At 70.3% G+C, this 21,249-nt stretch carries 19 protein-coding genes; 4 read left to right on the top strand and 15 right to left on the bottom strand.

Going from position 1 to position 21,249, the window contains the following annotated elements; all coding sequences use genetic code 11:
* Positions 1 to 81 precede the first annotated feature (81 nt).
* Complete coding sequence (gor, locus tag D7X32_RS08445; RefSeq protein WP_120601992.1) at positions 82 to 1,512, top strand: glutathione-disulfide reductase; 1,431 nt, start codon at positions 82 to 84, stop codon at positions 1,510 to 1,512.
* Here gor and D7X32_RS08440 read toward each other — a convergent pair whose 3' ends face one another.
* From D7X32_RS08440 to D7X32_RS08420, 5 genes are all read right to left on the bottom strand, one after another.
* Positions 1,513 to 1,983, bottom strand: coding sequence for an NUDIX hydrolase (locus tag D7X32_RS08440; protein WP_120602023.1), 471 nt, complete (start codon positions 1,981 to 1,983; stop codon positions 1,513 to 1,515). It abuts the gene before it with no gap.
* Positions 1,980 to 3,380, bottom strand: a complete 1,401-nt coding sequence (locus D7X32_RS08435) for a DUF2380 domain-containing protein (protein ID WP_120601991.1) — start codon at positions 3,378 to 3,380, stop codon at positions 1,980 to 1,982. The genes D7X32_RS08440 and D7X32_RS08435 overlap by 4 nt, the downstream gene beginning before the upstream one ends.
* Positions 3,381 to 3,753: 373 nt before the next feature.
* Complete coding sequence (locus tag D7X32_RS08430; protein WP_120601990.1) at positions 3,754 to 5,076, bottom strand: hypothetical protein; 1,323 nt, start codon at positions 5,074 to 5,076, stop codon at positions 3,754 to 3,756.
* Positions 5,077 to 5,123: 47 nt separating this feature from the next.
* The gene (locus tag D7X32_RS08425; protein WP_120601989.1) at positions 5,124 to 6,374 is read right to left on the bottom strand and encodes an RNA polymerase sigma factor; all 1,251 of its coding nucleotides are present in this window, start codon (positions 6,372 to 6,374) and stop codon (positions 5,124 to 5,126) included.
* Between the two features lie 3 nt (positions 6,375 to 6,377).
* Positions 6,378 to 6,728, bottom strand: a complete 351-nt coding sequence (locus D7X32_RS08420) for a YciI family protein (RefSeq protein ID WP_120601988.1) — start codon at positions 6,726 to 6,728, stop codon at positions 6,378 to 6,380.
* 214 nt (positions 6,729 to 6,942) lie between these two features.
* Here D7X32_RS08420 and D7X32_RS08415 point away from each other — a divergent pair, with 214 nt between their 5' ends.
* Positions 6,943 to 8,163: a phospholipase D-like domain-containing protein gene (locus D7X32_RS08415; RefSeq protein WP_244238908.1), complete on the top strand. Its 1,221-nt coding sequence runs from the start codon at positions 6,943 to 6,945 to the stop codon at positions 8,161 to 8,163.
* 112 nt (positions 8,164 to 8,275) lie between these two features.
* Positions 8,276 to 8,932 (top strand): SDR family oxidoreductase, encoded by a 657-nt coding sequence (locus tag D7X32_RS08410; protein WP_120602021.1) that lies wholly within the window; start codon positions 8,276 to 8,278, stop codon positions 8,930 to 8,932.
* 7 nt (positions 8,933 to 8,939) lie between these two features.
* On the opposite strand, the gene D7X32_RS08405 is transcribed toward D7X32_RS08410, so the two are convergent.
* The 8 genes from D7X32_RS08405 to D7X32_RS08370 all read right to left on the bottom strand — a co-directional run bounded on the left by D7X32_RS08405 (position 8,940) and on the right by D7X32_RS08370 (position 19,266).
* Positions 8,940 to 9,749: a carbohydrate ABC transporter permease gene (locus tag D7X32_RS08405; RefSeq protein ID WP_014392992.1), complete on the bottom strand. Its 810-nt coding sequence runs from the start codon at positions 9,747 to 9,749 to the stop codon at positions 8,940 to 8,942.
* Positions 9,746 to 10,624, bottom strand: coding sequence for a carbohydrate ABC transporter permease (locus D7X32_RS08400; RefSeq protein WP_120601987.1), 879 nt, complete (start codon positions 10,622 to 10,624; stop codon positions 9,746 to 9,748). The genes D7X32_RS08405 and D7X32_RS08400 overlap by 4 nt, the downstream gene beginning before the upstream one ends.
* Complete coding sequence (locus tag D7X32_RS08395) at positions 10,621 to 11,904, bottom strand: ABC transporter substrate-binding protein (protein WP_120601986.1); 1,284 nt, start codon at positions 11,902 to 11,904, stop codon at positions 10,621 to 10,623. The genes D7X32_RS08400 and D7X32_RS08395 overlap by 4 nt, the downstream gene beginning before the upstream one ends.
* Positions 11,905 to 11,960: 56 nt before the next feature.
* Complete coding sequence (locus D7X32_RS08390; RefSeq protein WP_120601985.1) at positions 11,961 to 12,614, bottom strand: EcsC family protein; 654 nt, start codon at positions 12,612 to 12,614, stop codon at positions 11,961 to 11,963.
* 53 nt (positions 12,615 to 12,667) lie between these two features.
* Positions 12,668 to 14,236, bottom strand: coding sequence for a hybrid sensor histidine kinase/response regulator (locus tag D7X32_RS08385; protein ID WP_120601984.1), 1,569 nt, complete (start codon positions 14,234 to 14,236; stop codon positions 12,668 to 12,670).
* Positions 14,233 to 14,697, bottom strand: coding sequence for a response regulator (locus D7X32_RS08380; protein ID WP_120601983.1), 465 nt, complete (start codon positions 14,695 to 14,697; stop codon positions 14,233 to 14,235). Before D7X32_RS08380 ends, D7X32_RS08385 begins: the two co-directional genes overlap by 4 nt.
* A complete protein-coding gene (locus D7X32_RS08375) occupies positions 14,694 to 18,119 on the bottom strand; it encodes a PAS domain-containing protein (protein WP_120601982.1) in 3,426 nt (1,141 codons plus the stop codon). The genes D7X32_RS08380 and D7X32_RS08375 overlap by 4 nt, the downstream gene beginning before the upstream one ends.
* 253 nt (positions 18,120 to 18,372) lie before the next feature.
* Positions 18,373 to 19,266: a DUF4846 domain-containing protein gene (locus D7X32_RS08370; RefSeq protein WP_120602020.1), complete on the bottom strand. Its 894-nt coding sequence runs from the start codon at positions 19,264 to 19,266 to the stop codon at positions 18,373 to 18,375.
* A gap of 188 nt (positions 19,267 to 19,454) precedes the next feature.
* On the opposite strand from D7X32_RS08370, the gene D7X32_RS08365 reads away from it, so the two are divergent.
* On the top strand, positions 19,455 to 20,057 hold the full coding sequence (locus D7X32_RS08365; protein ID WP_120601981.1) for a CDP-alcohol phosphatidyltransferase family protein: 603 nt from the start codon (positions 19,455 to 19,457) through the stop codon (positions 20,055 to 20,057).
* Between the two features lie 10 nt (positions 20,058 to 20,067).
* Here D7X32_RS08365 and D7X32_RS08360 read toward each other — a convergent pair whose 3' ends face one another.
* Positions 20,068 to 20,277: a hypothetical protein gene (locus D7X32_RS08360; RefSeq protein ID WP_120601980.1), complete on the bottom strand. Its 210-nt coding sequence runs from the start codon at positions 20,275 to 20,277 to the stop codon at positions 20,068 to 20,070.
* A gap of 67 nt (positions 20,278 to 20,344) precedes the next feature.
* Positions 20,345 to 21,145 (bottom strand): hypothetical protein, encoded by an 801-nt coding sequence (locus D7X32_RS08355; RefSeq protein WP_120601979.1) that lies wholly within the window; start codon positions 21,143 to 21,145, stop codon positions 20,345 to 20,347.
* Positions 21,146 to 21,249 lie beyond the last annotated feature (104 nt).

Below are 21,249 nucleotides of genomic sequence, written 5' to 3'. Positions count from 1 at the left end.
GCAGCCCGGCGGGCGGGGCCCGGCAGGGCTCCTTCCCTCTGGAGTGCTGAAACATCATTTTTCGATGCACGGAGGACACCGATGGCGGGCTACGACTTCGACTTGTTCACATTGGGTGCGGGGTCGGGCGGCGTGGCGGCCAGCCGGCGCGCGGGGTCCTCCGGGGCGAAGGTGGCCATCTGCGAGGAGGGGCGCGTGGGCGGCACCTGCGTGCTGCGAGGGTGCGTCCCCAAGAAGCTGCTCGTGTACGCGGCGCACTACCGCTACGACATGGAGGACGCCGCCGGCTACGGCTGGACGGTGAGCGGCCCCGCGCTGGACTGGAAGCGGCTCCAGGCGATGAAGGCCAAGGAGCTGGACCGGCTGACGGGCATCTACGGGCGGCTGTTGCGCGACGCGGGCGTGACGCTGGTGGAGGGCCGGGGCCGCGTGGTGGACGCGCACACGGTGGAGGTCGCGGGAAAGCGCTACACGGCGGAGCGCATCCTGGTGGCCACGGGAGGCCGGCCCTACCTGCCGGAGGTGACGGGCATCGAGCACGCGCTCACGTCCGAGCAGGCGCTGGAGCTGCCCACGTTGCCGCGCCGGGTGGCGGTGGTGGGGGGCGGCTACATCGGCGTGGAGTTCGCGGGCATCTTCGCGGCGCTGGGCGTGAAGGTGACGATGTTGATTCGCGGCGACACGGTGCTGCGCGGCTTCGACAACGACATCCGCGCGGCGCTGACGCAGGAGATGCGCAAGAAGGGCGTGGACATCCGCCCTGAGACGTTCATCCAGGACATCGAGAAGCGCGAGGACGGCACGCTCAGCCTGATGACGCGCACGAGCGACACGCTGGAGGTGGACGCGGTGCTGTACTCCACCGGCCGCGTGCCCAACACGCAGGGGCTGGGGTTGGAGGAGGCGGGCGTGAAGCTGAACGAGCGTGGGGCGGTGGTGGTGGATGGGCAGTCGCGCTCGTCGGTGGAGAGCATCTACGCGGTGGGGGACGTGACGGACCGGCTCAACCTCACGCCGGTGGCCATCGCGGAAGGCCGGGCGATGGTGGAGACGCTGTACCGGAACAACCCGGTGACGATGGACCACGAGAACGTCCCGTCCGCGGTGTTCAGCCAGCCGCCGGTGGGCACGGTGGGGCTCACGGAGCGAGAGGCGATGGAGCGGTACGGCAAGGTGGACGTCTACGTCTCCAGCTTCCGGCCCATGAAGCACACGCTGACGGGCCGGGATGAGCGGTCCATGATGAAGGTGGTGGTGGAGCGCGGCACGGAGCGCGTGCTGGGCTTCCACATGGTGGGCGCGGACGCGCCGGAGATCATCCAGGGGCTCGCGGTGGCGCTGAAGTGCGGTGTGACGAAGAAGCAGCTCGACGCCACGGTGGGCATCCACCCCACGGCCGCGGAGGAGTTCGTCACCCTGCGCGACAAGCGGCCCGATCCGTCGGAGAGCGCCACGCTGCTGGAGCTGGGACGCGAGGTGGTGGCCACCCCGCCGGGGGATCAGCGCAAGTAGTCAGGCCTCTTCGTCAGGGAGGAGCGTGCGGAGCAGTTCGTCGTCGGGGCCCAGGGGGCGCCAGCCGGGCGGGGGCGGATGGGCGAGAAGTACATCACCAGCCCGCCTCACACGTTCTATGTGGGTTTCAGGGGTGAAACCGGACCACAAGCCAAGTGCCTTGGCGACCTTGAAGCGGTTGGCATCATCCAACACGGCTGGCCAACCATCAGGGAGGCTCCGCCACAACTCGCGCACGAGCTGCCCGCGCACCAGGTGAGTGAGCCGATGACTGCGCTCTGCTTCGGCTACCAGTCCGCTGAATACTTGCGCTCCGGCGATGTCGTCAGGACCCAGCTCCCTTGCCAGCGCCACCAACGATGCAGTGGGGCGCGACTCAGCGAAGGCGGTCAACGAATCAAAGCCCCGTTCGCGGACCCGCTCATAGAGACGAGCTTTCCAGTTACCCTCCCAGGGGCGGTCCCCGCTCATCGTCCCCTCCAAGCGGTGAAGTTCATCGGGACTCTGTACACGTCCATGACCTCAGCGACGATGTCCAGGATCTCATTCCGCGTCAACATCCGCCCGACATTGGCCTCAGCGTCGCCCAGTGTGCGCATGATCAGCTGATTCCACTCGCCGGGCCACATGCGTCCCAGCTTCCAGTTCCCTCCACCGTGAATGGCTTCGTGGTCGGCCCGCTCCATCCGGACGCAGAACTGGTCGATGTTCATGTCGCCCTTGAAGCCGCGCCGCTCGAACCATTCGCGGTGCTCTTGCGGCAGCACGTGATGCTTGGGCGCGTTGGACATGCCCGCCCCTGCCCTGCCGGTTTCGTGCATGGCGCGCACTTCGGGACTGTCTCCCAGCGCATCGCGCACACCCTTGGGCAGGTCGCGAGGCGCCTGTGCCATCAGCACCTGCCCACCGTGGATGAGGACAGCGGAGCTGACGGCAGGGACTGAGATGACGCCCGCCCGCACGAGCCTTCGCATCATCTCCACCCACTCGGCGGAGACCACCAGCCGTGAGCCCGTCATGACTCCGCCTGAGCTCATCACCAAGCCCATTCCGAGCGTCGCGGGCGCCGAGGGAGGCAGCCTTGGAAGCGACACCTTCAACGTGGAAATCAAAGCGAGCATCTCCACCGCCCGCACCGCCGCGATGACCTGCCCGCCGAGCTTCATGCTCGCGCGGGCGTCCCGATGAATCGCGTCGAATTCATGGGTCAGCCTCCCCATCAACTCGGGCATCGCCACCGCAGCCGCCTCCACCCGAGCCGGGTCCTGGGAGGCGAGGTCCGCCAGCACGGGCTCCATCAGCTCTTGCACGCGATGCAGGTCGACGAAGAGCTTTTCGACGCTGCACGTCGGACAGTTCCGAAGCACGGCATCCGCGAGGTGGAGGAAGTCCACCCAGGTGGCCAATAGAAGCATCCCGAACAGGGCCGACTCGAGCTTCGGCCCCGTCATGCGAAGGAGGCCCTGCTCCATGTTCGAGTCCCCCACCTCCGAAGCCACGCGTGTCAACCCGGTGGCGCTGCCGAGCGCCCCTTTCATCCACTTCACCTGACTGGAGCCATGGTCGAGGTAGCGGGTGAAGACGCCTTTGAGGCTCCAGCCCACGAGAGGCGAAGGGCGGCCCGCCAACTTGGAAAGCGCGGCCTCAACGCCGTCCAGGGAGCCCTTCACGTCGGCAATGCCCGCGAGGACTGCTTCACGCGTTGATGCATCGCTTTCACGTGCGCCCTGGCGGCGCAACGGCCGTTGTTCCGGCCCAGAGCGGACGGACGTTACACTCGGCGCGTAGCTCAAGCTCCGCGCGTGTGGTGCGGAGGCACATCCCGTGGCCAGCAGCACTACGACCAGCACCAGCACCGTTATTCGCATACGCACCTCCCAGGAACGTCCCGGCGAGGAAGCAAAGGACACGCGCAAGGACCACGAATGACCGTGCTCAGCCCTGGTCGGCCCATTTCGGAAGGCCACAGTGCAGGCACTTTCCGTGTGAAGGTGTTCCTATAGGACCCGTCGGTAAAGAACCGCTCTCGACAGCGAGGACATTGGAACAGAGCCGCCCGAAACGATGCAATCACGGTGAACAGCATCGACCCCAGCGCGAAGGCAAACAGGATTCGCCTTCCTCCTGACCGCCCCTCCCACGACAGGAATGAGTGGAAAGAGCAAAAACCCCATGTTCACCAATCGGTCGAGCCGCCGCAGGTCGCCCCACTGTTCCTGGTAGTTGGCCACGGCAGTTCCCTCAGTCCGTCTCGCCCAGCTCGAAGGCCGACGTGCCGGTGTGGTGCTTGCGCTTCGTGAGCTGATGCTCGTCACGGAGCTGGTTCTCGAAGAAGGGCAGGTGTTCCGCCGTGCGGTGCTTGCGCAGCGCGCGGATGGTCTCGTGCTCCGTGGTGTTGCTGTAGCCGTGCTTCGCGTGCCCGTGCGTGTACGGCTGGGGCTGCAGCACCATCCGCGTCGGATAGCGGTTCTGCAAGACGTGGATGAGCTCGTGCCCGTACACGATGAACGCCGGCGCGGGGATGGGGTGCTGCTCACGGGAGTAATTGCGCTGCGTGCTGTCGCGCAGTCCAGAGCGAAGGCTGAGCCGTGAGCCGCGTCCGGAGCCCTTGCCCGCGAGCCCCGGCGCCGGTTCGCTCAGCAGGTAGTCCTCGCCGTGGCCGTCCTCGTCGTACCAGCCGAGCTCCACCTCCAGCTCCCCGACGCGCTTGTCCACGCCTTCGCGCCGCTTGCTCAGCTCCGCGTAGGGCCTCGACGACTCAGCAAGGCGCTTGCGCAGCTCGCCCCAGGCCTCACTGCCCTGCCGCGCGTCCTCCTCGATGCGGGTCAGCTCCTGGCTCATCCCTTCGTATTCGCCCTTCAAGCGCTGGAGTTCGTCGGACGTCGCCACCAGGCGCTGCTTGTTGACCACCACCTTCTGCCGGAAGGTGGCGGACGGAGTGAAGGCCTGGGTCAGCACCAGCGTCACCGGCCACTGCGGATCCTCCCGCGTCTCCCGGAGGATCCACCGCATCAACTCCCGGCCATGCGGACGCGACAGCAGCCGCGCGTGGATGGCGCGCACCTCGCGGTTGCCACGCGCGTACTGCGCGCCGGTGGGCAGCTTTACCGCGCCCGTGCCATTGCGCAGCGCGTCCCAGTCCGCGTCCAGCTGGTTGCGCGCGGCGGTTCCCAGCGTCGAGCGGTCCGGCGTGAAGAGCTTCAGGTTCTTCGTGTGGACGTAGTCCACCATCTCGATGTGCTTCTCCTGGATCTCCACCAGCAGCCGCATCAACACCAGTCGGGACGCCTTCGAATGCGCGAGCCGCTCCTGCTCCAGGTCGCACAACCGGTACAGCAGGTGCTCCGCCGTATCGAGCGCCTTCAGCCGCGCATCCACCCACGACTGCTGGCCGGTGAAGTAGTACGTGGCCTTGCCACCCCACCCGCTCCAGTCCGCATGGAACGCATCGAGCGCGGCGCAGAACGGCCGGATGAACTCATCGAAGCGCGCGACGATCGGCAACAACTGGCGGAGATCCAGCCCCAGCTCATTCTTGAAATTCGTCGACGTGCTCAACGCCATGTCCGCTCCCGATGTCTCGCCGGGATGCGACGGTAGCACGCGGTCCCCTACCCGCAGGCTCGGGCCCGGGCGAGCAGGTACTCGCGCTGCGGTGGCGTCCGGGCCAGCGCCGCGGCCTGACGGAAGCAATCCGCCGCGCGACTCCGCTCCCCTACCTGCTCCAGCAACATGCCCTCCACGGCGAAGCGGTACGGGTATCTCCGCAACACCCTCTCCGAGCGCAGCGGCCCCAGCGCCTCCAACGCGGCGGCCGGTCCCCGCACCCGTCCCAGCGCCACCACGCGGCCCAGCGCGACGATGGGTGAGGGCCTGAGCTCCAGGAGCGCGTCGTACAGCACCAGCAACCGCGCGCTGTCCTCCGGTCCCGGCGCGGAGGTCTTCGCATGCACCAGCGCGATCTCCGCCTCCAGGTGCAGCGGCGTCAGCACCTGCCCCATGGACGCGCGCAGGTGCCGCAGCCCTCGCGCCATCAACAGGGGTGAAGCCTCCGCTCCCTCCCGAGCCTCTTGGGGAACGAACGCCCCCCGCGCATCCACACGGCCTGGAAGCCTCGCGGCCCGGAAGCAGAACAGCGCGGCCAGCGCATGTCCCTCCGGTGTCGCGGTGCCCGGGTGTGACAGCAACACCTCCGCCAACCGCAAGGCCTCCGCGCACAGCTCCGAGCGGGACAGGTCGTGGCCCTCGGAGGCTTCGTAACCCTCGTTGAAGAGCAGGTAGAGCGCCGAGCCCACCGCGCCCAACCGCTCCGGCAGCGCCTCCGGAGCAGGCACCTCCAGCGTGGCCTGGCAGGTGCGCAACGTCCGCTTCGCGCGCACCAGCCGCTGCGCCACCGTGGGTTCGTCCGCGAGCAGCGCGGCGGCGACCTCTCGCACGGAGAAGCCACACGCCACCTTCAGCGTGAGCGTCACCTGCATCTCGCGCGACAGCGCCGGATGGCAGCACGCGAAGAGCAACCGCAGCGCATCGTCTGGAAGCTCCGCCGCGTACCGGGTGGGCTCTTCCAGCGACCCGGGCGTTTCCTCCGGAGGCGAATCCTCCTCCGGCACCTCGGGCGCGCGCTGCCGCACCAGGTCCGTCAGCCGGTTCGCGGCCACGCGCAAGAGCCACGCGCGCGGCTGCTCGGGGATGCCGTGGAAGCCCCAGGTCCTCGCCGCCTGGAGCATGGCGAACTGGACCGCATCCTCCGCCAGGTCCAACCGGCCCAGCCCCACGCGCCGGGCCAGGGCCGCGACCAGGCCCGAGGACCACTGCCGGAAGGCCAGCTCCAGCGTGGCCTGGACCTGCGTCGCGGGGGACATGGCTCAGACCTCTTCGATGGCGCGAAGCTCGACCTCACCGCCGTAACGCAGGTGGGGGCACGTCCGGGCCAGCGCCACGGCGGCGTCATACGAATCCGCCGACAGGATGAAGAGGCCGCCCACCACGTCCTTCACCTCCGCGTACGGCCCGTCCGACACGAGCAGCTGTCCGCCCTGCTGCTTCAGGCGCCGGCCACCCTCGTCGCGCAGCTTCTCACCCTGGAGCAGGCGGCCCTCCTGGAGGAGCTGCTCACTCCACCGGGCGTATTCCTCCACGATGGCCTGCAGCTCCGCGGGGGACAGGGTGGCGAACTGGGCGGGGTTCTCGTGCAGCAGCATCAGGAAGCGGGCCATGGGGTGGGCCTTTCGGGGACGGCGGGGGTTTCGTCGAAAAAGACGGCCCACGTCGCGGAAGATCGACATGGGCGTGAGAACAGCGCGGGACCTACCTCACCGCCCGGTGCGCACACCCACTCCGTGCGTCCAGCGAACACTCGTCTCGTGCGCGAGGGTGACACGTCACCCGGGGGTGCCTACCCCTCAAGGTCAGGAGGCGCGGGCAACGGACGTGGGCAAGGGCGGACGATGGTGGTGGGGGGTCGTGGGGGCGTTGCTGCTCGCGGGATGTCCGTCCGCGTGCAACACGAAGGAGTCGTCACGCCCATTCCAGCTCACGGGGCAGGTGGGTTCGCGTGGGGCGGGCTTCGCATCGGCGCTGTACCAGACGACGGGCGTGCGGATGGAACCGCGCAACCGCATCCGGTGGGCGAACAACGGCGCCGTATTCGACGTGATGGTGGAAGAGATCGGCCGGGCCCGCGCCTCCATCAACATCGTGATGTTCATCTGGAGGCCAGGGCGTGCCTCCGACCGGATGATTGAAGCGCTCGCGGAGCGTGCCCGGGCGGGCGTGCACTGCCGGGTGCTGGTGGATCCACTGGGCAGCGGCCCCTTCGAGACGGCGGTGAAGCCCCGGCTGGAAGCGGCCGGCTGCGAAGCGCACCTGTTCCGCCCGCTACCGGCGGACGAGAACCTGGCGCGCAACCACCGGAAGATCGTCGTGGTGGACGGCCGGGTGGCCATCACCGGCGGGCTCGCCATCCAGGACGAGTGGCTGGGCAACGCGCGCAACGAGAAGGAGTGGCGCGACACCAACGTGCGGGTCCAGGGGCCGGTGGTGGCGCAGCTCCAGCAGGCGTTCGCGGAGAACTGGCAGGAGGCGACGGGCGAGCTTCTGCCCATGACGGACTTCCCCACGCTGTCGGCGGATCAGCCCGGTCTGGACGCCGCGGGTGAGGGCTGGGCGGCCTTCGTCAGCAGCACCGCGAACCCGGAGGTGACGCGCGCGGAGCGGCTGACGCAGCTGATGGTGAAGGCGGCGAAGAAGCGGCTGTGGATCTCCCAGGCGTACTTCACGCCCAACGACGCGCTGACCGCGCTGCTGGTGGAGCGGGCACGCGCGGGCGTGGACGTGCGGGTGCTGGCGCCGGGAGACAAGAACGACCAGCGGGCCATCACGGTGCTCCAGCGTCAGACCTACGACACGCTGCGGGCGGCGGGTGTGCGCCTCTGGGAGTACCAGCCGTCGATGATGCACGCGAAGACGATGCTGGTGGATGACCGGCTCGTGCTGGTGGGGTCCATCAACTACGACGCGCTGTCGTTCAACCTGCTGGAAGAAGGTTCGCTGGTGCTGGAGGACGTGGAGGCGGCACGCCAGCTGGAGGCCCTCTTCCTGGAGGACCTGACGCAGGCGCGCGAGGTCCAGGCCGAGCAGGCGCATCGCTGAGGTCCGCTGTCCGGTTTCACGCCCGGCCCCGGGAAACACTGGGCAAGGGGTGGGCCGTGTGCTCAAGAAGTGCTTCAGGGGCCAGGAAGGTCACGGTCCGGGAGGCATCGCCATGGGCAGCGCAGCTCCTCGTCATCTCTTCGTCGCGGGCGCCACGGGCGCCACGGGCCGCACGCTGATGCGGCAGGCCCTGTCCAGGGGTGTGTCCGTGACGCCGCACGTGCGCCCCAAGAGCGCGAACACGGAGCCCGCGAGCGTCTGGCCGAAGAAGGCGGTGCTGGAGCTGGCGGACGGGCCCGCGCTGGCGGAGGCGATGAAGGGCAGCACGACGGTGCTCCAGCTCATCGGCACGATGCGCAAGCGCTTCGCGGCCGGGGACACCTACGAGACGAGCGACATCGGCACCACGCGGCAGCTGGTGGACGCGGCGAAGGCGGCGGGCGTGGACCACTTCGTGTTGCTCACGTCGGTGGGAGCGGGAAGCCCGGTGGGCGCGTACCTCAAGGCCAAGGCGGAAGCGGAGCGCATCGTCCGCGAGAGCGGCATCCCCTACACGATGGTGCGCCCACCCGCGCTGGAGGGCGAATACCACGCGCCGCCCGGCATCCTGCACGCACTGGGCAAGCTGCCGCTGCTCGGCAACCTCAAGCCCATGCACCTGGATCAACTGGCCGCCGTGCTCCTGCACATCTCGGAACGCCGCGCACCGCTCGACACGGCGCTCGAAGGCAAGCGCCTGTGGGCGGAGGTCGAAGCGGCGGGCCGGTAGCCCGCGCCTACTCCTTCACCGCCCCGGCAGTGAGCCCGGACACGATGCGCCGCTGGAACAGCACCGTGAGCACCACCAGCGGCAGCGTCGCCACCACCGACGCGGCGGCGATCTCCCCCCAGGGTTCCTTGTACTCACTGGCGAAGAGGCTGATGGCCACCGGCACCGTGCGCTTCTCCGGCGTGGACAGGAACGTCAGCGCGTAGAGGAACTCGTTCCACGCGAAGATGAAGACCAGGATGGCCGTCGTCGCCAGTCCCGGCGCCGCCAGGGGCAACAACACCCGGCGGAACGCGCCCACCGGCGTGCATCCGTCCACCCGCGCCGCGCGGTACAGCTCGTCGGGCAATTGGCGGAAGAACGACGTCAGCACCCACAACGTCAGTGGCAGCGCGAACGTCGTGTACGGCAGCGCCAGCCCCACCAGGCTGTCCCGTAAGCCCACCGCGTTGAGGATGAGGTACAGCGGGCTCACCGTCGCGATGGGCGGGAACATCGACACGCCCAGCGCCGCGGACAGCAGCAGCCCCCTCCCCCGGAACTCCAGCTTCGCCAGCGCGAACGCCGCCGACGCGCCCACCGTGAGGCAGAACACCGTCGTCAGCGTCGCCACCACCAGCGAGTTCAACACCGCCCACAGGAACGGCCGCCCGAACAACACGCTCTCGTAGTTCGCTCCCGTCAGGTGCGAAGGCCACGGCCGCGTCAGCTCGCCGTCCGGCCACAGGCTCGTCAGCACCTGCCACAGGAACGGCCCCAGGAAGAACGTGAGGAACGCCACCACGGCCAGCGCCGTGCCCAGCCCCGGCCGCTTCATCGCCGCCCCTCCTCGCGCCCCAGCCAGCGCAGCCACACCACCGCCAGCAACACCACGCACAGGAACGTCGCCACCGACAGCGCGCTGCCGTACCCGAAGTCCCCTGAGCGCATCAGCGTCTTGTACGCGTAGATGCTCAGCGTCTCCGTCGTGTTCGCCGGCCCGCCCTCCGTCAGCACATAGATGGCGTCGAACACGCGGAACGCGTCCAGCGACCGGAACAACACCGCCAGGAGCAGCGCGGGCTTCAGCAACGGCAACGTGATGGACCGGAACTGCCGCCACCCCGACGCGCCGTCCACTCGCGCCGCCTTGTAGAGGTCCTCCGGAATGCCTTGCAGCCCCGCCAGCACCAGCAGCGCCACGAAGGGCGTCGTCTTCCACACGTCCACCAGGATGGCCGCGTGCAACGCATACCCCGGCGCTCCCAGCCAGTTCACTTCCGCCCCGCCCAGCATCCGGTTGATGAGCCCGTAGTCCGGGTTGAACATCCACGCCCACAGCCGCGCGCTCACCACCGTGGGAATCGCCCAGGGCACCAGCACCGACGCGCGCAACAACCCCCGCCCCGGGAACGCGCGGTTGAGCAGCAACGCCAGCGGCACCGCGAGCAACAACTCCACCGTCACCGCCACCGCCGTGAAGTACGCCGTGTTCCCCAGCGCGGACCAGAACCGCACGTCCCCCATCAGGTAGGCGTAGTTCTCCAGTCCCGTGAAGCGCCGCTCGCCGAACACCAGGATGAAGCGGTGCAGGCTCAGCCACACCGCCGCCAGCACCGGGTACAACGCCACCACCGCCAGCACCAACACGGCCGGCGCCACCAGCAGGTACGCCTGCCGCCGCTCCCGAGCTTGAGACCCCGCGCCCCTCACTCCTCCTCCTCTTCCGGCCGCTCACCGGTCAGGTGATCCACCTGCTTCTGCGCGCGAGTGAGCGCAGCCTCCGGAGTCCGCAGGCCCGCGACGGCCGCGGAGAACTCGCTCTGGAGCACATCCGCGATGAGCAGGTAGTACGGCGTCACCGGCCGGGGCCGCGCCCGCACCAGCGCTTCTTTCAGACTCGCGATGAACGGCTCCGCCGCGCGCAGCTCCGGGTCGTCATACAGCGCCAGCCTGGGCGGATTGCGCGCGTAGTGCAGCGCCAGCACGCGGTTCGCCTCCGGCGATGTCAGGTGCGCGATGAGCCGGGCCGCCGCCTTCCGCCGCGCGGGCGACACGTGCGCGTTCACCGCCAGCTGCCATCCACCCAGCGTCCCCCACCCAGGCTGTCCATCCTTCGTCGGCAGCGGCGCGATGCCCACCTTGCCCCGGATGGGAGAGCCCTCCGCCTGCGCCTCGCTCCACGCATAGGGCCAGTTGCGCATGAACACCGCCCGGCCCTCCTGGAACACGCGCCGCGACTCCTCTTCGCCAAAGCCCGTGACGGTCTGGGGCGACAGCCCGTCCGCGATGAGCCCGTGCAGGTATGCCAGCGCCTCGCGCGCGGGCTCCGTCTCCAGGAGCACGCGCCCGTCCGGCCCCAGCGATTGCCCGCCATGGCCCCACAGCGCCTCGTACACGTTGCAGGTCAGCCCCTCGTACTGCCGGCCCTGCCACACGTAGCCCTGGATGCCGGGCACCTTCGCCATCGCGTCGCGGGTGAAGCGCCGCAGCTCGTCGTAGGTGCGCGGCGCGCGCGGCACCAGGTCCTTACGGTAGTAGAGGACGCCCACGTCCACGTACCAGGGCACCGCGTACGTGCGCCCGTTCATCACGACGGCGTCCACCGGCCCGGGCAGGAACTCCTCGCGCAGGCGCTGGGGAGGGAAGTCCTCGGACAGGTCCGCCACCCAGCCCGCGCGAGCGAACTCCGGCACCCAGACGACGTCCGCCACCAGCACGTCGAAGTCCGTGGCTCCGCCCTGCAACGACGTGAGGAAGAACTGGTGCGCCAGGTCCGACGAGTTCGGCAGCGCCTCCGTCACCAGCTCTACGTCCGGGTTGGCGCGCTCGTACCGCGCCAGCAACTCACGAAACGGCTTCGGGTCCCCCCACAGCGGCTGGAACTTGAAGACGATGCGCGTGCGCCCCCCGGTGCCTGCCTCCTCGGACGAGCGCCGGCACCCTCCAACAACGAGGCCCAGCGCGGCGAGGAGGACGAGGAGGCGGCCCATGCGCCCGGATGACTCCAGCGCGAAGGCCCACCGTCAATGACAAGCCCCGCCCCCGGTCATCCAGGCGACATGCCCGGCACGGGCGCCAGGGCCCCCGGTCCCGGAGCGAACAGCCGCCGGGCCGTCGCACCCACCGCGCGGCACGCGAGCGCATCCACCGCGCCGCCCACCAGCCCACCGGCCAGCGGCACCACCTTGGACAGGTTCACGACGCCCTTCTGCGACGCCTTGCTCACCAGCCGGAAGCCCACCGCGCGGTTGATGCTGCTGAGCGCGTGCTTCGGCACGGCCTCCAGCGCGCGCATGCCCAACTGCTGGCTCACTTCGATGCCGGCCTGCTTCACCACTTCCTTGCCAATGTCCCCCACGATGGCCAGCAGCGTGAGGGTCCGCACGCGGTCCTCCTCCACGTCGTGCCCGTGGATGCGAGCGATGGCGCCCACCAGCCGCGCCTGCACCGCCCACGACACGCCCAGGCCCGCGGGCAGCGACACCGGCAGCGTGAGCAGGCCGCCCAGGCCGGACAGGAAGCCCGTGGTGAACAGCTTCCCCGTCTCCCAGTGGATGAGCGAATCGATGCGCGCCTCGTGGTCCGCGTAGCGCGCATCCTCCAGGTACTCGTCCGCCAGCCCCGTCGCGCTGCACAGCGGCCCCAGGCCCTCGAAGCCCGCGTCCAGGACGGCGTTCACGACTTCCAGCGGCTTCGACATGCGTCCACCTTCCCACTTGAAACCCGGGTCCTGACGCAACCCGGAAACAACAGCTACGGCGTGTCCCGGACCGGCGCGCGCGGCAGGCGCACGGTGAACACCGTGCCTTCCGCCGCGGAGGACTGCGCGTCCACCGTCCCGCCATGCGCCAGCACCAGCTGCCGCACGATGTAGAGCCCCAGCCCGATGCTGCGCTCGGAGCGCCCCACCGTCGTCCCGCGCTGGAGCGGTTCGAAGATGCGCGGCAGCATCTCCGGGGGGATGGGGTCCCCTCCGTTGCGCACCTGCACCACGATGGCATCCGGCTCTCCACGGCTCTCCACGCGCACCGGCGCGTCCTCCGGGCTGTACTTCAGCGCGTTGCCCAGGATGTTGGACAGCACCTGCGCCATCCGGTCGGAGTCCCACGCCCCCTGCCCGTCCCCCACCTGCTCCATCTGGAGGATGCGCTCCGGGTGCGCCGTGCGCGCCTCCTCCACCACCTGCAACGTGAGCGCGTGGAAGTCGCACGGCGCCGCCTGCACCGGGATGCCGCCGCCCATGCGCGCCTGCGTGAAGTCCAACAGGTCGCGGATCATCCGCGTGGCCCGCTCCGCCGCGGACAGGATGCGCGCCGCCGCCTTCGCGTGCCACGGCTGGATGTCGTCGCGCCGGAGCATCAACGACGCGCCGGTGAGGATGGCGCCCAGCGGGTTGCGCAGGTCGTGGCTCACGATGCCAATGAGCTGCTGCTCGAACTCCACCCGCGCCTGCGCCTCGTGCACCAGCTTCTGCCGCTCCTCCTCCGCCCGCCGCCGCTCCGTGATGTCGCGCATGGCGCCCACGATGCGCCGCGCCTTCCCGCTCGCCCCGCGCAGGATGGAGCCCTGCGCCGCCACGTACGCGTACGCCCCGTCCTTGCGCAGCACGCGGTACTCGTCCTGCCACCGGTCCTCGTCCGAATCGAACGCCCGCTGTAGTCCCGCCAGCACGCGCTCGCGGTCCTCGCCGTGGATGTGCCGGCGCCACCACGCCGCGTCCGCGCCCACCTCTTCCAGGGGGAAGCCGAAGACCTCCTCCGTCGCGTCGCCAATCCAGTGCATCGCGTCCGTCTGGAGGTCCAGGTCCCAGATGGCGTCGAAGCTCGCGTGCGCCACCAGCTGGTAGCGCTCCTCGGAGCGGCGCAGCGCCTCCTCCGTGCGCTTGCGCAGCCGCACCCCTTCCGCCTCGCGCAGCGCCCGCCGCACGCTGGGGCCCAGCCGCTCCAGCCGGTCCTTGAGCACGTAGTCCGTGGCGCCGCGCTTGAGCAGCTCGATGGCGCGGTCCTCGCCCAGCGCGCCGGACACGAAGAGGAACGGCGTGTCCGGACACACGGCCTGCGCCGCCTCCAGCGCGCTCATCCCGTCGAAGCCCGGCACGTTGTAGTCCGACAGGATGAGGTCGAACTTCCCCTTCACCAACGCCGCGACGAAGGCCGTCCGGCCTGGCACGCACTCCAGCCTCGAGGGCAACCCGCCCTCCTCCAGCTGCGCGGCCACCAGCTGCGCATCCAGGGGACTGTCCTCCAGCAGCAGGATGGACAGGGGCCGGTCCGTCGAAGGCAGGGGCGTCAGGTCCAGCGCGGCACCGCCGCGAGCACTCACTTGGAGGCTCCGGGCGCACCTGGAGCACCCGGCGGCGGCTGGTTCACCACCGCCCAGAACAGCCCCAGTTCGCGCAGCGCGGACACGAAGTCCGGGAAGGCCACGGGCTTCACCACGTACGCGTTCACGCCCAGGCCGTAGCTGCGCGCCAGGTCCCGCTCCTCGCGCGACGAGGTGAGCATCACCACTGGCACCGCCTTCAGCTCCGGGGCGCCCTTCACCTTCTCCAGCACCTCCAGCCCGTCCACCTTCGGCAGCTTCAAGTCCAGCAACACCACCGCCGGGTGGCCGTCCTGCCGGTTCGCGTACTCGCCCTTGCGGAAGAGGTAGTCCAGCGCCTGCTGCCCGTCGCGCACCACCACGACTTCATTGGCCAGGTGCACCTCTTCCAGCGCTGCCAGCGTGAGCGCCACGTCGTTGGCGCTGTCTTCCACCAGCAGGATTCGCTTCAGCTCGATCACGCGCGCGTCTCGACTTTCTTCTCCAGCGGAGAGGTCCGGGGCAGGGTGAAGGTGAAGGTCGCGCCCTGCCCCACGGCGCCCTCCGCCCAGGTCCGTCCCCCATGGCGCGACACGATGCGCCGCACGTTCGCGAGCCCGATGCCGGTGCCCTCGAACTCCTCGGCCGTGTGCAAACGCTGGAAGACGCCGAACAGCTTGTCCACGTACTGCATCTCGAAGCCCACGCCGTTGTCGCGCACCCACACCGCCACCTCGCCCTCCGTCTCGCGCACCCCCACCTCGATGAGGGCCTCCGGCTTGGGACGCGTATACTTCAGCGCATTGGCCAGCAGGTTGTGGATGACCTGCCGCAGGAGGGCCGGGTCACCCTCCACCGTGGGGAGGCTCTCCACCCGCCACTCGACCTGCCGCCCGGTGGCCTCCGGCATCAGGTCGCGGCGCGCCTCCTCCACCAGCTGGCGCAGGTCCACCCGCGACTGGCGCAGCTCCGCCCGGCCCATGCGGCTGAACGCGAGCAGGTCGTCCACCAGCGTGCCGCCCTGCTTCGCCGCGCCCGCGATGGTGGAGAGGTAGCCCTTCGACACGTCGTCCAGCTTCGCGCCCGCCCGCCGCTCCAGCAACTGCGCGAAGCCCGTGATGTGGCGCAGCGGCGCGCGCAGGTCGTGCGACACGGAGTAGCTGAAGGACTCCAGCTCCTTGTTCGCCTCCTGGAGCTGGGCGGTGCGCTCGCGCACGCGCTTCTCCAGGCCGGTGTTGAGGTGGCGGATCTCCTCCTCCGCCTGCTTCAGGCTCTCCAGCGTGCGGCGCTCGTCGTCGATGTCCGTGTTCGTGCCGAACCAGCGGGCGATGCGCCCCTCACCGTCCCGCACGGGCATCGCGCGCGACAGGAACCAGCGATAGGTGCCGTCCGCGCGGCGCAGGCGGAACTGGTCCTCCCACAACGTCCCCTCGCGCAGGGCCGCGCTGAAGTGCTCCAGCACGCGCCCGGTGTCCTCCGGGTCGATGAGGTCGTTCCAGTTCTTCTCCCCCACCTGCGCGGCCGTCGTCCCGGTGTAGTCGTACCAGCGCTGGTTGAACCAGAAGAGGCGCCCGTCCGGCTCCGCCATCCACGACAGCTGCGGGATGGAGTCCGCCAGCGTACGGAACTGCTGCTCGCGCTCCTTCAGCTCCGCGGCCAGCGCCTCGATGCGCCGGCGCGCCAGCACCTGCTCCGTCACCTCCCAGGACACGGACACGATGCCGTCCACCTTGCCCTCCGCGTTGCGCAGCGGCTGGAAGGTGAGGTTGAAGTAGCCCTCCGGCGCTTCCGCTTCCTGGCCCACGTCGCGGCCCAGGCGCATGGGCACCTCGTGGCCGCGGTAGGTCTCGCCGGTGCGGTAGACCTCCTCCAATTGGGCCACCTGCCCCTGGTCCTTCAGCTCCGGCAGCGCCTGGCGCACGGACAGCCCCAACAGCGGCCGGGAGCCGGTGAGCTTCAGGCGCAGGTCGTTGGCCATCTCGAAGATGAGCTCCGGCCCGCGCAGCACGGTGATGGCGGCGGGCAGCTGCTTGAGCACCGCGAACAGGTTGCGCCGCTCCGCCTGCGCCGTCTCGTACAGGCGCGCGTTCTCCAGCGCCACGCTGGCCATCTGCGCCAGCTGCACGGCGACCGTTTCATCCTCCGCGTCGAAGTCGCCCTCCACCTTGTCGGACACCTGCAACAGGCCCAGGTTGCGGCCGTCGTGGCCCACCAGCGGCACCGCCAGGAAGCCCTTCAGGGGCAGCGCGGGCGGGGGCGCGGCGGGCGCTTCGGTGTAGGCCGCGTGCTTGCGCAGCTCCTCACGCGTCAGGCGCAGCGGCCGGTTCTCCTGGTACACCCGGGCGAAGAGGCCGCGCTCGTCCACGCTCACCGACGCGGCACCGGGCGCCAGCGGATCATGCGCCACCGCCGACAGCGCGGCGAGCGGCTGGGCGTCGCGGCCGTCCGCCACCTGCACGGAGGACTGGTTCGCGCCAATCAGCTTGCGCGCCTTGAGCGTCACGAGCTCCAGGATGGCGGGCACGCTGCCGGCCGCGTTGAGCGCCAGGCTCGCGCGCGACAGGCCGCGAAGCTGTTCGGTGCGGCGCAGCTCACCCGCCATCAGCCGGGCCCGCTCCGCGTCGGCGCGCTTGCGCGCGGTGATGTCCTGCACGGTGCCCACGAAGCGCACCGGCTTGCCGTCCTGGAAGTACGTGCGGCCCGTGGCGCGCACCCAGCGCTCCACGCCATCCTTGAGCCCCACGGTGCGGTAGGCCACGTCGTAGTCGCCCTTGCCGGTGGGGTCCCAGCTGAGCGCCACCGCGCGCTGCACGGCCTCCCGGTCCTCCGGGTGCAGGCCCGCGAGGAACAGTTCGTAGGACGACTCCGCCTCGGGCGGCAGGCCGAAGAGCGCCTTGCAGCGGGCGTCCCACTTGAGCGCGCCCGTCACGATGTCCATGTCGAAGGTGCCCAGCGCGGTGGCCGTCAGCGCCAGACGCAGGCGCTGCTCGCTGTCCGCCAGCGCGGCCTGCTGCTGGCGCAGGTCCTGCGCGAGCGCCTCCGTGTGGCGGCGCGCGCGCACGAACGCCGTCACGTCGGTGGCCAGGGTGATGATGCCGGACGCGGTGCCGTCCAGCTCCACCATGGGGTGGTAGATGACGTTGAAGAAGACGGAGTCCGGCTGGCCGTCGCGCACCAGCTTCACCTCGAACTCCGGCCGCACGAAGGGCTGCTTCGTGCGCACCACCCCGCGCAGCACTTCCATGATCTCCGGCTGCGAGGCCATCTCCGGGAACGCGTCCATCAGCGCCTGGCCCGGCTTCACCCGCCGGCCCACCAGCAGCTCGTAGTAGGGGTTCGCCAGCTCGAAGACGAAGTCCGGCCCGCGCGTGATGGAGATGCCCACCGGGGCCTGCATGAAGAACGCGTGCAGCCGCTCGCGGTGGACGGCCTCCAGGGCGTTGCGCTCACGCTCGCGCAGCGACTCCTCGCGCAGCTGCACGGCCTCGCGCGCCAGGTGCAGCTCCACGAACATCGACACCTTCGCCAGCAGGATCTCAGCCCGCAGCGGCTTGCGCAGGTAGTCCACCGCGCCGTGCGCGTACGCGGCCAGCCACTCCTTCTCGTCACCGTCGCCCGCGGTCATCAACAGCACGGGCGTGCGCCGGCTGCGCTCGCGCTCGCGCAGGAGGCCCAGCACCTCCACGCCCGTCATGTCGCCCAGGTTCATGTCCATCAGGACGGCGGCGAAGTCCTCGTCCAGCACGCGCCGCAAGGCCTCGCGTCCGGACGTGGCGCGCACCAGCCGCTGCCCCAAGGGCGCGAGGATGCCCTCCAACGCCAGCAGGTGCCCTGGCGTGTCGTCGACGATGAGGATGCTGGCCCTGGGGGAAGACACGGGCAGGGACACGGCGGCGGAGGACATGGTGGAGGCTCGGGGAGCGGGCTCCCCTTCCCTTTAGGCTGCTTGCAGGCACGCGGGGGGAGGACGGACCCGGCTCGGTGCGTCCCCGTTGACGGCAGGACAACACCCCGCGCCACAACCTGCCTCCTCCCTCCTGTCGATTCCAGCAGAACCCTGGCGTTCCCCCGCGGTTACAGCCTCCCCGTCTGCTCAGGAACGCACCGGGAGGGCGCCCGTCCGGCCGCATCTCATGTGTTTCTCATGTGTACGGCTCTCACGGAGCCGGCAGGCGGCGCAGCGACGTCATCGGGAAGGGCACCCAGAACGGCGTCGCCACGCTGTCCCCCTCCAGCGAGAACCAGGGCCCGTCCCTGCCCGCGAGCACATGGAAGTCCTGCGCGGGAGTGAAGCCCTGGCCCACCAGCGCCACGCGCTCGCCCTTCGTGTTGCTGGCCACGTCCAGCACGAGCACGGTGTGGCCGGGACTGCCGCCCAGGACGAAGAAGTCCCCGGGGCGCAGCTGCTCCCGCGTGGGACGCGCGCCCTCCGCCTGGATGGACAGGGTGCCCGCGTAGGTGAAGAGCAGGTCCAGGTAGTTCCGGAACGCCGCCCGCGAGCTGTCCGCCGCCGCGCTGCCGGGCACCCACGTCACCTTCGCGCCGGAGACGCGCGCCCGCTCCCCGGCCGCGTACCGGGGCCAGGACGCCAGGTGGCCGCTGGTGAAGCGGTAGGCGATGCGCTCCGGATGGCCGGACGCCCAGCGCCACTCGGCGTGAAGGCGCAGGATGGAATCCGCGCACTGCTGGAGGTTGACGGTGCCCACGTCCAGCTCCCCCACCGCCGCGAGCCGCGCGTCAGAGGCCGCCAGCACCGTCTGGCCCTGGAAGTCGCGCACGGGGGTGCCATCAGGACGCAGGGGCAGGCCGCGCAGCCAGGCGCCAAAGGAGCCCGCCTCCAGCGGCATGCGCGTGTAGCCCTCCGGAGGCGCGAAGGACTCCTCCAGCGAGCGCACCTGCGCGGAGGCCGTCAGCCACGGGTAGCGCGTCCGCTCCTCCGCCGTGGGGACGTGAGGCGCGACCTTCGCCCGGCCGGCCGCTTCGCAGCTCACCAGGGGCAGCGCGACGGTGAACAGGGTGGCCAGGGCCATCAGGGGACGGAAGGGTCCCATCGCGTTCACGGGGCGGACTCCAGGGAGACGGGCCGGGGAAATTCCGGGCATGCCCCTGGGACACCGCAAGCAGGGCCACGGGTCCCCGTGGGGCGCGGATCCACGAGGGCACCAAGGGAGTTCTTCGCCGGACGCTCGCCATGGCGGACAGGTGCGCCCCAGGTGCCGAGCACTACCTTTTGAAAGCCATGCACCGTCGGGCAAGCCTCGTGCTGCTCAATACGCTGTCCCTGTCGCGCCTGCCCCTCGCCGCGGTGTTCATCGCGGTGTCGGACCTGCGCCTGCGGGCGTTGCTGGTGGTGCTGGCGGCGACGACGGACTTCCTGGACGGCTGGATTGCCCGGAACCGGGGACTGGCCACGCGCCTGGGAGCGCTCATCGACCCGGTGGCGGACCGCGCCTTCATGGTGACGGCCTTCATCGTGTGTCTGCTGGACGGGCTCATCGACCCGGTGGAGCTGACGCTGCTGCTCCTGCGCGACATCGGCACGGCCATCGGCTTCATCGTCGCGAGGCTGCGGCCGGACATGCGGGCCATCGAGCTCAAGGCGCGGATGCTGGGCAAGGTCGTCACGACGTTGCAGCTCGCGGTGTTGCTGTGCGTGCTGCTCTACCCACCCCTGGTGCGGCCGCTCGTGGCGCTCGTCGCGCTGCTGTCGCTGGCGTCGGTGGTGGACTACACGCGGGCGGTGTGGCGCCAGCGTCAGCGCCGGGAACTGCCGCCGTCCCAGCCGTCCTCGCGCATTCCCCATGGGCCACCGGGTGCGCCCATGGGGTCCGTGCGCGAGTGACGCGCAAGCCTCACGCATGCACCTCACGCGCATCCGATGCCTCGGCCAACCGGGCACGTTCGCGCTCCATGGCGGCGCGCTCGCCTTCGGACATGGCGTCCCAGACCTCGTCCATCGCGTCGAGCAGCGCATCCGCTTCGGGTGATTCCCCTCCCGGCGCGCGGGCGCGGACGAGGGCCAACTTGTGCAACAGGGTTCGGTATCGGTCGTAGACCGTCATGATGAAAACCTCCGTCCGGGAGACGCGGACCGTGCCGCGCGGCTGACGGACGGCAGGCCCCAGTCTCTCACCGGCGGCGCTGGGTTTCGGCGTCGCGGCGGGCCTCGGCGCCGGTCAGCACGGCGATCTCCCGCGTGTGGCTGCGGCCCACCAGGTTCACGGTGGCGCGCACCCGCTCGCCCTCCTTGAGCTCCGTGACGCCAATGTCCTCGCCTTCGCGGACGATGCGCGTCTGGGTTCCAATCTCCAGCGGCAGGCGCGAGCCCTCGTTGTCGATGACGACCTCCTTGGAGGACACCGAGCGCACCGTGCCCCGGTAGATGGCGTCCACCACCGCGACGCCCTGCGAAGCGCCGGACGCAGGGGGCTTCGCCGTGGCGGGAGCCCCCGTGCCCGTGTTGCCCGTGCCCCCCGTGCCCGCGTTCGGATCCGTACCCGGGTTGGGCGGAGTCGTGCGTCCCTCCGGGTTCGGCTCCGCGCTGGGGCTGCGCTGCTCCGTGTCCTGGGTGTTCCCCTGGGGCGCCGCGGTGCCCTGCGGCGGAGGCGTGGCAACAGGAGCCGTCCCAGCGGGGGCCTGCGTGTTCGTCCCGGAGCCCCCCGTCCCAGGTTGCTGCGGTGAGATCGTCGTCGAGCCCCCCGTCCCGGGTTGCTGCGGTGAGATGATCGTCGAGCCCCCCGTGCCTGGCTGCCGCGGTGTCGTCGCCGGAGCCGAGGGAGTCTGCTGCGGAGCGGCCGGCTGTGAAGTCGCGGGAGGCGTCGTCTCCTCGGACGCCGCGTCATCCCCCCTGCCGCCGGACTGGGCCCCGGCACACATCAGCAGGCAGGCCGCGCCCGCGATTCCCAACTTCAGCCACGTGTCTCGCTTCATGCGCGGCGCGCCTCCGTTCTGGGAAGGTGCGTGCGCACACGCCGGGAGCCACCGTCCCGGAAGCCTGGCGGTCGGCCGCCTGCCCGCACTGCCAACCCACGACA

The organism is Corallococcus carmarthensis (assembly GCF_003611695.1).
GTDB classification, from domain to species: domain Bacteria; phylum Myxococcota; class Myxococcia; order Myxococcales; family Myxococcaceae; genus Corallococcus; species Corallococcus carmarthensis.
The sequence above is the reverse complement of the archived record's forward strand: the minus strand, read 5'-3'. Positions and strand labels throughout refer to the sequence as shown.